This window comes from Pseudoalteromonas sp. R86517 (genome assembly GCF_042466295.1).
GTDB lineage: Bacteria > Pseudomonadota > Gammaproteobacteria > Enterobacterales > Alteromonadaceae > Pseudoalteromonas > Pseudoalteromonas atlantica.
This window is the reverse complement of the sequence record NZ_JAXHCB010000001.1, coordinates 803,724-816,250: the sequence shown is the minus strand read 5'-3', so window position 1 is coordinate 816,250 and position 12,527 is coordinate 803,724. Positions and strand designations below refer to the sequence as shown.

At 40.6% G+C, this 12,527-nt stretch carries 15 protein-coding genes; 3 read left to right on the top strand and 12 right to left on the bottom strand.

The window, feature by feature from the left end; translation table 11 throughout:
- Positions 1–6: 6 nt before the first annotated feature.
- Complete coding sequence (locus SJY38_RS03565; protein ID WP_377109291.1) at positions 7–543, bottom strand: GNAT family N-acetyltransferase; 537 nt, start codon at positions 541–543, stop codon at positions 7–9.
- Between the two features lie 57 nt (positions 544–600).
- Between SJY38_RS03565 and SJY38_RS03560 the strand changes: the two genes are divergently transcribed.
- On the top strand, positions 601–969 hold the full coding sequence (locus SJY38_RS03560) for a hypothetical protein (protein WP_054983039.1): 369 nt from the start codon (positions 601–603) through the stop codon (positions 967–969).
- Between the two features lie 236 nt (positions 970–1,205).
- On the opposite strand, the gene SJY38_RS03555 is transcribed toward SJY38_RS03560, so the two are convergent.
- Complete coding sequence (locus tag SJY38_RS03555) at positions 1,206–1,544, bottom strand: P-II family nitrogen regulator (protein WP_004588371.1); 339 nt, start codon at positions 1,542–1,544, stop codon at positions 1,206–1,208.
- 179 nt (positions 1,545–1,723) lie between these two features.
- On the opposite strand from SJY38_RS03555, the gene SJY38_RS03550 reads away from it, so the two are divergent.
- Both SJY38_RS03550 and SJY38_RS03545 read left to right on the top strand, forming a co-directional pair.
- Positions 1,724–2,275, top strand: coding sequence for a GspH/FimT family pseudopilin (locus SJY38_RS03550; RefSeq protein ID WP_286744012.1), 552 nt, complete (start codon positions 1,724–1,726; stop codon positions 2,273–2,275).
- Positions 2,276–2,354: 79 nt separating this feature from the next.
- Positions 2,355–2,885: a GspH/FimT family pseudopilin gene (locus tag SJY38_RS03545; RefSeq protein WP_096041389.1), complete on the top strand. Its 531-nt coding sequence runs from the start codon at positions 2,355–2,357 to the stop codon at positions 2,883–2,885.
- 14 nt (positions 2,886–2,899) lie between these two features.
- Here SJY38_RS03545 and SJY38_RS03540 read toward each other — a convergent pair whose 3' ends face one another.
- The 10 genes from SJY38_RS03540 to lspA all read right to left on the bottom strand — a co-directional run bounded on the left by SJY38_RS03540 (position 2,900) and on the right by lspA (position 12,515).
- Positions 2,900–3,322 (bottom strand): type IV pilin protein, encoded by a 423-nt coding sequence (locus SJY38_RS03540; protein WP_024032268.1) that lies wholly within the window; start codon positions 3,320–3,322, stop codon positions 2,900–2,902.
- A gap of 9 nt (positions 3,323–3,331) precedes the next feature.
- On the bottom strand, positions 3,332–6,559 hold the full coding sequence (locus SJY38_RS03535) for a PilC/PilY family type IV pilus protein (RefSeq protein WP_288421662.1): 3,228 nt from the start codon (positions 6,557–6,559) through the stop codon (positions 3,332–3,334).
- A gap of 1 nt (position 6,560) precedes the next feature.
- Positions 6,561–7,064 (bottom strand): hypothetical protein, encoded by a 504-nt coding sequence (locus tag SJY38_RS03530; RefSeq protein WP_029774108.1) that lies wholly within the window; start codon positions 7,062–7,064, stop codon positions 6,561–6,563.
- Positions 7,052–8,047 (bottom strand): PilW family protein, encoded by a 996-nt coding sequence (locus SJY38_RS03525; RefSeq protein WP_029774109.1) that lies wholly within the window; start codon positions 8,045–8,047, stop codon positions 7,052–7,054. Before SJY38_RS03525 ends, SJY38_RS03530 begins: the two co-directional genes overlap by 13 nt.
- A gap of 1 nt (position 8,048) precedes the next feature.
- On the bottom strand, positions 8,049–8,609 hold the full coding sequence (pilV, locus tag SJY38_RS03520) for a type IV pilus modification protein PilV (RefSeq protein WP_024032271.1): 561 nt from the start codon (positions 8,607–8,609) through the stop codon (positions 8,049–8,051).
- A 263-nt stretch (positions 8,610–8,872) separates the two neighbouring features.
- Positions 8,873–9,577 carry a LytTR family DNA-binding domain-containing protein gene (locus SJY38_RS03515; protein WP_286744502.1) on the bottom strand — a complete coding sequence of 235 codons (705 nt, stop codon included), beginning with the start codon at positions 9,575–9,577 and terminating at the stop codon, positions 8,873–8,875.
- On the bottom strand, positions 9,574–10,608 hold the full coding sequence (locus SJY38_RS03510) for a sensor histidine kinase (RefSeq protein WP_377109290.1): 1,035 nt from the start codon (positions 10,606–10,608) through the stop codon (positions 9,574–9,576). The genes SJY38_RS03515 and SJY38_RS03510 overlap by 4 nt, the downstream gene beginning before the upstream one ends.
- Positions 10,609–10,648: 40 nt before the next feature.
- Complete coding sequence (ispH, locus tag SJY38_RS03505) at positions 10,649–11,578, bottom strand: 4-hydroxy-3-methylbut-2-enyl diphosphate reductase (protein WP_029774112.1); 930 nt, start codon at positions 11,576–11,578, stop codon at positions 10,649–10,651.
- Entirely contained in the window at positions 11,578–12,018 is a 441-nt protein-coding gene (gene fkpB / locus SJY38_RS03500; protein ID WP_004588360.1) for an FKBP-type peptidyl-prolyl cis-trans isomerase, read from the bottom strand. Before fkpB ends, ispH begins: the two co-directional genes overlap by 1 nt.
- Positions 12,015–12,515 carry a signal peptidase II gene (gene lspA, locus SJY38_RS03495; RefSeq protein WP_004588359.1) on the bottom strand — a complete coding sequence of 167 codons (501 nt, stop codon included), beginning with the start codon at positions 12,513–12,515 and terminating at the stop codon, positions 12,015–12,017. Before lspA ends, fkpB begins: the two co-directional genes overlap by 4 nt.
- Positions 12,516–12,527: the final 12 nt, after the last annotated feature.

Below are 12,527 nucleotides of genomic sequence, written 5' to 3'. Positions count from 1 at the left end.
TGTATGCTATAACGCCTTTGCGTATAAAACGGCATCCAAATCGCCTTGTTCATCAGTGTGTATATAGTTTTTGACCCAGGTAAACCCCAGCTTTTGCATGACGCTAATTGAAGCTTTATTATCGGCCAGTGCCATTGCTGATAGTGTTTTTATCTCTGGCTGCATTTTTAAGGCGTTACATAATGCACTAGCCGCTTCCGTTGCATAACCCTGTCCCCAACTAGATTGCTTAAAGCGCCACCCTATTTCAATATTTGTAAAATCGGGAGTTTGAGTAAAAAAGTGCATAGGCCTAATCAGCACCCACCCTATAAAAGAGTCCTCTTTTTTAAGGGTGATTTTCCACAGCCCCCAGCCTTTGTTTGCATTTTTATAGGCAAGCATTCTGGGGATCCCTATTTCTTTAATTTGTTTTAATGTCGAAGGCGTTCCTCGGTTTATGTATTTCATTACCGCGGGGTCTTGATCTAGTTCATGCAGCAGCGGCCAATCGTGTTCATTCATTAATTTGAAATTTAAGCGTGTTGTTACAGGTATGTTCATCTTCGCTGTTCTATTATTAAGTGGAATTAATTATTTGTCTCTAAGGAGAGATAGCACATGAACAAATTAGCAGGTTTAGCTTTATTAGGCACTTTAATTACACTAACGGGCTGTGAAGATGCTCAGGAAGTACAAGAAGATGCAAAAGATAAAAGCGCGCAAATGCAAGAGCAGCTTGGTGACACATGGAACGATGTAAAAGATAAAGCCACAGAGCTTAAAAATGATGAGTCATTAAATGAGTTGCTTGAACAAAGTAAAGTAATGGGCTTAGACATGTACGACGATGGCAAAGAGATTGCCGTTGATGCATGGATAAAAAGCAAAGAAGCAGCCGGTGAATTAACCGAAAAAACAAAGCAAAAAGCGCAAGAAATCGCTGAAGAAATTGAAGAAGCGCGTGAAGAACATGCTGAAAAACAGTAATATTATTGATACTAATTCATTTAATTAAGTAATTTGCTTTGAGGTAAAAACATCGTTTAGTAAGTAAAAATTGCTACTTAGGTGTGCTTAACAAGCATTTTTAACGCACTTAGCGTGGGGCTTAGCCCCTTAAAATACTTAATTATTATTGCTGATTGGTATTAAATAGTATTTACAAAAAAAGGCTGCAAATAACATTATTTGCAGCCTTTTTATTTATGCGCTTATTACTATAATTAAATCGCTTCTTCGTCTTCTTCTGCGGTGCGTATACGAACTACACGCTCAACATCTGTGACAAATATTTTACCATCACCAATTTTGCCTGTTTGCGCTGTTTTTACTATTACTTCTATAGCGCGTTCAACATCTTCATCGGTTAGCACAATATCAAGTTTTACCTTAGGTAAAAAATCCACCATGTACTCAGCACCACGGTAAAGTTCTGTGTGACCTTTTTGACGACCAAAACCTTTTACTTCACTTACAGTCATACCCGTAATACCTACATCTGATAGGGCTTCGCGTACGTCGTCTAACTTAAACGGTTTGATGATTGCTTCTATTTTTTTCATGCTCACTACTTATTAAAGCTTTAGTTGCCTCGATTTTAGACAATCATGGAGTTCATAGCAAACAAAGCAATTGAATTCGATGATAAAACAACCAAGCGTGGTATAATTACTTATAAGTCTGAATTATAAATCTTTCTCAACTAGCTATAATAATAACAAATGTAGTAGGTATAAATAATATGAAAAAATTCCAAACCGGTTTAACTTTATTAGAGCTCATGGTGGCATTAGCCATAGTAGGTATTATCGCCTCAATAGCTCTTTGGGACAGTAGCGATATGCTTGAGGAGAACCGCGCTGAGAATTTCTTGCTTGAGCTAAAACGCAATATTAGCTTTGCTCGCTCACAAGCTGCCAGTACAGATGAAATTGTTGTTTTGTGCCCTACTGGCCAAGGTAAGATTAAAAACAGCAGAGACACTTTCAACTGCAACAAAAAGTGGGATGAGAATAAAATTATAGTTGTATTTATCGATGTAGATAACGATGGGCACTATAATGGCGCTTCCGATACACTGCTGAGAGTCATGGAAGAAATATCAGATAACGACAAGTTAACCTTTACAGGAAATGAGCGTCGCTTGCGTTTTAATACCAGTGGACGAATTACCACAAACCCAGGTGACTTTGTTTTTTGCCCCAATGGTGGCACTGAAAATAATAAAGCGCTTACTTTATCTCAATCAGGTACTGCTTTTTATGCCGGTGACAGCGCACTTAAATGCGTTTAAAAAACATACAATTTAAGTTGTCATATTTTTATCATTTACTACACTGAGCTAATACATTTTTTGACTCAGGGCTTCAGGGATGAGGTTATCTACCCAAACTCAGGCTGGCTATACGCTTTTAGAATTAATGGCATCTATTGCTATTGTGAGTATTGTTAGCCAAATTTCTCTATCGGTTTTTCCTGACTTTTTAGCGAAAAACCGAGCCGATAATCATGTAAGTTTGCTGCACAGAAACATTAATTATGGCCGCCTTTACGCCATTGAAAATGGCACTTATGTTACTTTGTGTGCTTTAAAAGATAATCAATGCACTAAAGATGAGTGGGATGGGCAAATGTCGCTGTTTATTGATAACGACAAGTCTACGTCATTAGACACCGACGACTTATTAATAAGCACATTTGAAAAAATCCATGATGCAGATTCTATGCAATACCCCCGAAGTGCAATTACCTTTCGGCCCGATGGCTCTTTAAATGGTTTTCAAAATGGAACATTTATATATTGCCCAAATAAAGATAAAGCCAACCTTGAGGGGCTGGCTTTATCTGTCAGTCAAACAGGCCGTATACGAATTAAATCAACCGACAAATGTCAGAGCGACTAGTTAACCCGATTAAGTTAACGTCCCCAGCAATACTCAACATCTGAATTACCTTTACTGCCTTTTGCGCCTTTATAGCCTGTGTCAGTAATTGTAATTTGCGTGCAGTCACCGTCGCCTTTTACAGCACCCGCAATAGGTTTTGCAGTAATTGTAAACGTATTATCGTCATCATCCACATCAATCGACAGCTCAAAATGGCCGTTTTCTGTGGTCTCTTGTATACCTAAGTCTGAGAATGTCTCTGTGTACTCACGATTATCTACGAAGTACTGCTCTTGTTTGTTTGCAGCGTCTAAAAGCGCCGCTGCGGCCTCGGCTCGAGAAGAGCGTTTTACATACTCAGTATAATTAGGCAGTGCTATTGAGGCTAAAATACCTACAATAGCTACGGCTATCATTAACTCTATCAACGTGAATCCGCGTGCTTGTTTATTCATTAATATTCCTTAATCATCAATTTCATCATTTTCTTCACGTTTATAAATATAGGTTTGTTGGGTTTTAAAGCCAAACCCTACACTATCATCGTCATTCACTAATTGTACGGTACCATCTACAACCGTTAAGCCTGGGCCCATTATTTCTACTGGCTTCATTGGGTTTTGTGCATCTTCGCCTTTTATTCCCGGCCCAATTAGGTAAAATTGGCTTTCTTCGGTCACTTCAATGGTTGGGTTATCATCACAAAAGCCGTCGCCATTTCCATCGGCACAAGAGGGGCCTTCACCAAAGTACAATTGTGGTGTATCAGGTACATCATAGCTAGTGGTAAACTTTAAGTCGTCATATACCTTGGTGCCATAATGTAAATGAAACGCATACAACGAGCCGCCACCGCCACTTAACGAACATTGGTTCTCTGTAGAGGTTTCTGATGATGGAGTAAAGCTTGTATAGTAAGCGACACCGCCCACCACTGTGGCTGCTGCTAAAGATTTTTCGCCTGTGCCTAATTCATAGCGCCAGCCTTTAAATTTAGCTAAATCGACTTCTAAATCAACAAACTCATCTACATCATCAAGTGCATTACCAAACGGGTCGCTGTTCATTAGCATTAAATCTGCTGGTTTAATCGCTGTAGGGGCGCTAGTGAATGACTGAGTTACTGTATTTTCATCTCTTATCATAAACAGCTGATCGTCTTCATTTGTACCTGTTGGTTTTGAGCGATTTCCGCTGCCTATTACAATAGCGTCATACGGCGTGTCTAAACGTGTAATCACTGTTTCACCATTAATCGTTGTTTCACTTACTTTGCTATAAAGTGTACGTGCCACCAACGGCTGGTAAAAAAAGCGACGGTCTTGGCTTGCTAAACTGCTACCAAGCTCTGCAAGTTTAAAGTGCGTAAAATTACTGGTGCTTGTGCCTGGCATGTCTATACGCCAAATATCGCCCCCGGTATCGGCAGCATAAATTCTGTCAATGTAACCATCGTAATCTGAATCAAGCGTAGAAACATTTGCTGCAATCGAGTGCTTGCCTTTAAATCCATTTTCGTTTGGCGTTAAAGCCCACACTTTTTTACCTGTTTCAGCTTCTACTATATAAATACCGCGACCAACCGAGTCTTCACTTCTTACCACGGCATCTTTATTTGTATCGTACCCTGCTCCAAAGACGAGTAATGGCTTATCACCAAATGCTTTTATGTACGCTATTTGGGGTTTTGACCACGTTTGAGCTAGCTCTTTAAAATCGCCAGTACCGCCTTCTATAGGGTTATCCCATAGTTTTTTAGGCTGATCGGGGTTAGTAATATCAAAGGCGTAATAGTTTTTTCCACCACGGCGCATACCTGCAAATGCCCACACGTCGTCACCATCGCTTGCATCAACAATACCATCGTTAATGCCTTCGTCATTTAAGCTTTTATCACTAAAGTAAACACTGATTGGGCCGTCCATCCCGTAGAGTTTACCGGTGTCTTCATTGCGTAAAGGCTGAATAATATCGTAAAGATCAGAGGGAATGAACGCCCAGCTTTCGGTCACTTGGTTATTGGTATCATCGTCTTTAAACATATGTAAAAAGCCGGCATTAGTACCAATCAATATGCGTATGTCGTCATTGCCATAGTCGATTGCCACTGGCTTAGAATGTAAAGGGTCGCCAAAAATATCGCTGCGTTGATCGGTGTTTGAGCCATCGTTGTCTTCATCGTCAACATCTATCCCCATTGCCCATTTTATATCTGAACTAGCTAGGCTAATCGGGTTATTGGTGACTAAATCTAAAATATCGCTCACAATATTAGTAGTAAACTCAACTATATCGCCTTGCTTATCTGTATAGAGGTTGCGTCTTTCTTCAGCTGGAGTCCCCGTAAGTGTAGCTAAATGATAGTTTACACCCCCTTGTGCAACTAAGTTACCATCGGCAGACTGGCCATCTGGCAACCAAAATGTTTTAGCATCGGTGTCGATTAAACCATCAGAATCAAGCGCTGTATTATCTGCAGAGTCAACTATTTCGCTGCCTGATACTTTTAATTTTTTTAAATTCCCACCCCATCGGGTGTTTGTTTCTGGGTAAAACATGGCAAAGTAAATGGCATCACGGCTACGTGTTTGGTCTACGTTGTTACTTGCTACCGAAGGCGAAGAGAAGCTATCGTTTACTTCACGAATACGAGAAATAGCACTATTTAACGAGTTAGAAAGCTCATCTGGGGTGCTTGCTGGTAAGTTTTCACCGCCACCCAATAAGGCAGCACGTCTTAAAAGTTCTTGCCCGCTTGCACTCATACCTGAACCAAAACCTATAGTGTATAAGCGGCCTGTTTCGTGGATATCGGCAGTGGCAGGGTATAAATCAACGGTAACATCACTTGTACCATGAATAATTTTAGCCATTTGGTGTAAGTAGTTACTGTAATAACTATCGGTATTCCAGTTTAATGGCTCTCCAAAGTACTTTTCGTGTTCATCACTAATATCACTATCGCTGCCGTTATCATTAGAAGGGTCGCCATCAGTCATATAAATAATGTTGATTGAATTATCACAACGAGCCGCTTCAGCTTCACTGTCCGCAAAGGGCGATATATAAGTATACTCGTAATTATCTCTCACTATATTTTCACATTCATACACCCAACCTCGACGGCGATTCCAAACCCAATCACACTCAACATCTGTCCATTGGCTACCTGTACGTAACTCTACATTTGTATCACGCTCTACAGTTGAAGCGTCTTCACCATATTCAAGCTTCTGCCCAGTAATATATAAATATGCTTCCCAAAGTGTCTCTGTCAGTGGTGTGCCACCATTGGCTGGGAGAGCTGCGATGGAGCTGCGCACTACTGCAGCATCACTGCCTACACCATTCACAACATAGCCGCCCTCAGAATCACTTTTAAATCGCATCAAACCAAAATCAATAGAGTCTTCGTTATCTGATACCACTTTATTCATGGCAAATTGCGCAGCAGCAAGACGGCTATCTATACATAAGTTATATAAGCCTAAAAAGTTATTAAAACCACAGTTATTACCATTAGAGGATGAAAACGCCATACTGCCTGATGTATCAAATATGAGTAAAACCCTTGGTTTCTCATCTAAATCTAAATCATGATTGACATAAAGCTCTATATCTTCAGCAACTGCTGAGGCGCTCAGTGCTAAACCAAGTAAAGAGACCAATGGCTTATTAAGATTAAATTTCATTCTAAATCCCCTTACTTATACTGGCCATTTCTTGAGCTACACCTGTTACAATTGTAAGTTCGTGCTTTGCTTTAGAGCCATATTGAATAGTGGTAGAAACTTGCAACATGTTACACGATATACCGGCAGTAAAATTAAATCGGCGTGGGCATTCTAAATCAAGCGCCCCCTGATTTAGGTTTACCATTTTGCTTTGCATATCGTCGTGCGTGGCTATTACCATCCCTTCATCATCTGCGCCTGCATGAGTTGATACTTCATCTGGCGTTAAAAAAAACTGATTAGCAGCACCTTTGCTTGCCTCATCAGAAATCATTCGCTGTACTTCTCCAATAAGCTCATTTTCAGCGACTTCTCGCTCTTGAGCTGCATTGGTAATTTTTATATCTACACTACTGCTGCTCATTAATGTAACGGCAATTCCCGTTACAGCAATAACCATAATAAGGGCTGTAATAAGCACAACACCTTGTTGTTTATTTGCGTGTTTACTTAGATACGCCATAAATTTGCTCCCACGTTATTTAAACGAATTGTGGTGGTAAATACTGTTCTTCTGTAAGTATCGGTAAAAGTGAGCTCTCGGGAGTCTTCATCTTCACCTAAAATATATGTTTGATTTTTTATTTTAAGACCCGGATCTGGCTGCAATGCTCTAACTAATAAAAAAACCTGCACTGTTAGAATACTTTTGCGGTTTTCCCAGTCAGAGTGCTGCATGTCCTCAATGCTTCGGTACGAATCAACACGGCTATCACTGTCTGTATCTAAACCAAATACAAAGCGCATGTTTTCAACGCCCTCCATTATGGTTTCGGCCTTCATGTTGGCGCCATTTAAGCGTTTACGCATTAATGCTGGTACTGTAAGGCTTTTATTATTTACCGTATAAGTTTGCTCTGCGAGGTAATAAACATGATGGCTATAAGGCCACACCGTGGCATTAACGTTTAAACTACCCGCAGCTACAACGCCTCGGGTAAATTCTGCGCTTTCTTGCTCAGCTATAAAATAGTTTTCATCCGCTTGTGTTTCATTAGTGGCGCCATCTACCGTGAGCTGCTCACCTTGTAAAAACTTGATTTGTAAAATGTCAGTTCCTGCAATTGGCTTACTTATACAGTTAAGCTCACTTGTTGAACTGGCCTCTTTTGCATAAATAGTTCTGAAATTGCTAGAGGATGCTAAATCTGGAAAGCTGCCGTTATTAAGCCCTTCGAAGCAATCACCACCAGGGTTAGCTAACGTTTGTGTGTTTGCTGCAGTAAACGAATCATCATAATAAGTTCCCCAAAAGCCTACCTGCTCTATATCACGCTGCATAATATTAATGGCTAAGCGGCCTGACTCTTGTAACTCGCCTATTGTCATTGTGTCTTTTGTGGTTACTTTCATGCCAATATAGGTAAACATCACCCCACCTAAAATGAGCCCACCAATAAATAATGAAATCATCATTTCTATTAGTGTAAAACCTTTTTCTCTCATGTTAGCTCCTTAGGTATATATAGCTATTTAATGCAACCAAACGGCGTTTTTTATCGTCAGTACCGCATTTTAGCGCTTTGGTTTCATCATTGGCATTAAACTCTTGGCGGCCTTGCCAAGACACTATTACTTCAATATTAAACCCACGCCCACCCGTACCTGCTGCAGCCGTAGGGTTTATACATACAGTGGCATCATCGAGAGAGCCGGTATTTTCGCGTGCACGAATGGCGCGTTTCCATTGCTGTAAATCAAGGGCTGCAACTTGCGCTGCAGTGCATGACCCACTAAAACAAGCCGTAGAGGTAGACGTTGATGTTTTACTGGTAAAAGTTTGCGTATATAAAGCAACTAGCTGTGCGGTATCATTTGCTCTAATGCGCTGAATAATATCATTTCCTAACGCTACCGCGGCTGCGCGCTGCATAGAGTCAAAGCTTGCCTGCTTAGCTTTTGCTTGCAGTGCAACAGCGCCTAATAAGCCAAAGCTTAAAATAATAAACGCAATCAGCACTTCAATTAAGGTAAAGCCTTTTTGAGGTTTTTTGTGAGGTGAATGCATAGTAAAAACCAAATAAATTTTATCTGATTATAAGTTTATGCATTGAAAATGTAGATGCAATATATACTAGGACAAGCGGTTAAATTTGTTGATAAACGGTTAACAGCATCAAACCAATTGAGCTTTGAGGATTAAAGTTACTCTATCTGGAGGCGATTTAACTCCAGCGCAATGCTGCTAATTTAGTGGGCTCAATAGCGGCCTCTGCCTTACTTAAAAAGCCAAGCAACCTACTAAAAATTCAACCTAAAACATAACAGGCTCTAACTTAGCGCATTTTTTACTGTTTTTAGCTCTCGCCTACTTACGCTTAATTGCTCCTTACATCCGGCTAGTTCTACGCTATGTACACCAGGGCTTTGAGTATGCAAGGCAACAAGCTTTTGTTTGTTTATGAGCGTGTTTCTGTGAATACGTAATAATTGCGTTGGGAAGCGTTGCTCAAGTTGTTTTAAGCTTTGTTCAATTAGGGCCTCGCCTTCTTTAAATACCATATTGGTGTATTTTTCTTGGGCATTAAAGTAATACACTTGATCAAGTTCAATACTTTTTATTGTGCCACCAAGCTGATAACTAATTTTTGTAGATTGCTGCTTTTGCATTTGCGCTTTATTTAAACGCCCTACTTGCACTAACACTTTATTTAATGCTTGTTCAGTAACTGGTTTTACTAAGTATCCTGCGGCACTGAGCTGTAGCGCATCAAGTGCATACTCGGGGTAAGCCGTTACAAATACTATTGCAGGTGGCACGCTCAGTGTATTGAGTTGCTGCGCTACCTTTAGACCATTAATACCCGGCATATCTATATCTAAAAAAACCAAATCGGGATGAATCTGCTTGATAATGGCAAGCCCCTGCGCGCCGTTATCACCTTCGCCTTTAACTAAAATATGCTCGTTGTGCTGCAGTAGCCGCTTTATTCTAGCGCGAGCTAGCGGTTCATCATCAATAATTACAACATTCATTGGGGGTTCTCAAACTGCTTAGGGATCACCACTTTTACTCTAAATACATCCTCTTTTTGTGTGATCGCTAGTTGTGCTTTTTCTTTGTAATATATAAACAATCGCTGGCGAATATTTTCAAGTGCCATGCCGTTATTTGGTCTTTTTAACGCCTCATTATGAGTGATAGGGTTAGAAACAATCAATGTTAAATACCCTGTTGTTACGTGTAGCTCGACACTAATAACGGCCCCTGTTTCACTGGGCTCTACCCCATGACACACCGCATTTTCTATTAACGGCTGAAGGGTTAAGCACGGAATACTAATATCTGGTAAATCAGCAGGCACTTGCCAATTAAGCTTTAAACGACTGCCAAAGCGCCAGGTTTCCAGCGCAACATATTGTTTTGATAAGGTCAGCTCATCTTCGAGAGAAACGCGCTGTCCCGAGCGCATAGCCGCTTGCGACAACGCCGCAAGCGCAAGTATTGCTTGCTCTGCAGCATCGGCATCATGATGTGTTAGCTCGGCGGCGGTATTAAGGCTATTGTACAAAAAATGAGGGCGAATTCTGGCTTGCAAAGCATCAAGCTCTGCGCGCGAGAGCGCTTTTGTTTGCTGCTCTTTTTCAAAATAAATCAGTAAAAACTGTACAAATAAAGCCGTGATCAAAAAAACAATTAAGCAGTTTCGTAATACAAAATAAATACTCGTTTCATTATTTGTAATATCTAAAAAATAGCGGGCACACAGCACACTAAATAAAGCGGTACTGACTAAAAAGGAAATGAAAAAAGCAAAAAGTTGGGTGGTTTGCGGCTTTTTTTGTAAAACACCCCGAAAAGAGTATAAAGCAGAAATACTGACCAAAACGGTCATATGAGAAAATAAACTAATTACGCCAAGGCTCTGCCAGCTATCCCCTTCAACAAAAGGAGCAAACGCTAAGATGGTAGCAACAACTTGGGTAACAATAAGCGTGGCAAGTACCCCGCGCTCATTAAAAAGAGCCGAAAAAAGCAATGTTTCACCTTGCGGCAACTTGCTCATAACGGCTCTCCTTGTAATCTAAATAATTAATTTATATAGATTAACGCAGCTCAACAGGAACGGCAAATACGATATTCTCTTCTTCACCTGGGTTTTCAACTACCTGCTTGCCGCCAAGCTCTTTTAAGCGTGCAATAACTTGTTGTACAAGCACTTCTGGCGCAGAAGCCCCCGCAGTTACTCCCACAGCGTTAGTTTCGCCAAACCACTGTGCTTCAACATTGGTTGCATCATCGATTAAATAAGCGGTTGTGCCCATTTTATCTGCAAGTTCACGTAAACGGTTAGAGTTAGAGCTGTTTTTTGCCCCCACAACTAATAACACATCTACTTTGTCTGCTAAATCACGCACAGCATCTTGACGGTTTTGTGTCGCATAGCAAATGTCATCTTTGCGCGGGCCATCAATTGCTGGGAATTTTTCGCGCAGCGCATCAATGACATCTGCAGTGTCATCTACTGAGAGCGTTGTTTGGCTACAATAAAATAGGTTATCAGCATTTTTAACGTTAAGTTTGGCAACATCTTCTGCGGTTTCTACAAGGTAAATACCACCGTCGTTATTGTCATACTGCCCCATAGTACCCTCTACTTCTGGGTGACCATGGTGACCAATTAAAATACACTCAATACCTTTACGGCTCGCACGCGTTACTTCCATATGCACTTTAGTAACTAATGGGCATGTTGCGTCAAACACTTTTAAATCGCGGCGTTTAGCTTCTGAGCGTACTGCTTGCGATACACCGTGGGCGCTAAAAATAACAATGCTGTCATCAGGTACTTGGTCTAGCTCTTCAACAAATACGGCACCACGGTTTTTTAAACCATCTACTACGTAGCGGTTATGAACGACCTCGTGGCGTACGTAAATTGGCTTTTCAAAAATATCTAAAGCGCGCTCTACTATGCTAATTGCACGGTCTACCCCTGCACAAAAGCCTCGCGGGTTCGCTAATAAAATATCCATTAGCCTTGCACCTCAATAATATCTACTTCAAACGTTAAACGTTGACCTGCTAACGGATGATTAAAATCTATAGTAACCGACTCACCTTGTACTTCGCGTACCAGTCCTGGCAGCTCAGTACCATCAGGCTGAGTAAAGGCTATAATTGCGCCGACTTTAGCTGGCGTTTCTGCACCAAATTTACTGCGTTCTACATAGTAAATATTATCTGGATTAGGTTGGCCAAAGGCGTCTTCTGGTTCTAACTCAAACGTTTTGCTTTCGCCTGCACTTAAACCTAGTAAGCACTTTTCAAAATTAGCCGTTAAGCTGCCATCACCCATCGTTAACTTGGCTGGTTTATTATGCACCTTGGTTGAGTCTGCGGCAGAGCCATCTTCTAGTTTAATAGAAAAGTGAAAAATAACCTCTGAGTTTTCACCAATTACAGCTTGGCTCATGCTTTATGCTCCTTCGGACTTTCGCCTGTAAAGGCATCAAATAATAATAATGCGGCACCAATACAAATTGCACAGTCGGCAATATTAAATACTGGAAAATGCGAGTTTTTATAAAACACATGTATAAAGTCAATTACATAACCATAAGCAACACGGTCATATAAATTACCAATAGCGCCAGCAAGCACTAACGCATAAGCACTACATAATATTTTATTTGTCGCTGGTAAACGCTTTAACCACCACACTAATAGCGCACTAATAGCAATGGCAATAAAACTTAAAAACCAACGTTGCCAGCCACCTGCTTCACTTAAAAAGCTGTAGGCCGCTCCATAGTTATGTACGTAGGTAATACTAAAAACAGGCAGTAAATTAATCGACTCTTGATAAGCCATGGTATTTACAACAAGTGTTTTAGTGGCAAAGTCTATTACAAGCAGTAATAGACTTAACCAAAGCCACACTAAACCACTTTTTTGGGCTAGTTTGCTCACTGAGTAAAGCTC

Coding starts and splice junctions, on each gene's coding strand:
- SJY38_RS03560 (WP_054983039.1), top strand. CDS start 601: ATGAACAAATTAGCAGGTTTAGCTTTATTAGGCACTTTAATTACACTA.
- SJY38_RS03540 (WP_024032268.1), bottom strand. CDS start 3,322: ATGAATAAACAAGCACGCGGATTCACGTTGATAGAGTTAATGATAGCC.
- SJY38_RS03550 (WP_286744012.1), top strand. CDS start 1,724: ATGAAAAAATTCCAAACCGGTTTAACTTTATTAGAGCTCATGGTGGCA.
- SJY38_RS03530 (WP_029774108.1), bottom strand. CDS start 7,064: ATGGCGTATCTAAGTAAACACGCAAATAAACAACAAGGTGTTGTGCTT.
- SJY38_RS03545 (WP_096041389.1), top strand. CDS start 2,355: ATGAGGTTATCTACCCAAACTCAGGCTGGCTATACGCTTTTAGAATTA.
- SJY38_RS03510 (WP_377109290.1), bottom strand. CDS start 10,608: ATGAGCAAGTTGCCGCAAGGTGAAACATTGCTTTTTTCGGCTCTTTTT.
- pilV (WP_024032271.1), bottom strand. CDS start 8,609: ATGCATTCACCTCACAAAAAACCTCAAAAAGGCTTTACCTTAATTGAA.
- SJY38_RS03565 (WP_377109291.1), bottom strand. CDS start 543: ATGAACATACCTGTAACAACACGCTTAAATTTCAAATTAATGAATGAA.
- fkpB (WP_004588360.1), bottom strand. CDS start 12,018: ATGAGCCAAGCTGTAATTGGTGAAAACTCAGAGGTTATTTTTCACTTT.
- SJY38_RS03515 (WP_286744502.1), bottom strand. CDS start 9,577: ATGAATGTTGTAATTATTGATGATGAACCGCTAGCTCGCGCTAGAATA.
- SJY38_RS03535 (WP_288421662.1), bottom strand. CDS start 6,559: ATGAAATTTAATCTTAATAAGCCATTGGTCTCTTTACTTGGTTTAGCA.
- ispH (WP_029774112.1), bottom strand. CDS start 11,578: ATGGATATTTTATTAGCGAACCCGCGAGGCTTTTGTGCAGGGGTAGAC.
- SJY38_RS03525 (WP_029774109.1), bottom strand. CDS start 8,047: ATGAGAGAAAAAGGTTTTACACTAATAGAAATGATGATTTCATTATTT.
- SJY38_RS03555 (WP_004588371.1), bottom strand. CDS start 1,544: ATGAAAAAAATAGAAGCAATCATCAAACCGTTTAAGTTAGACGACGTA.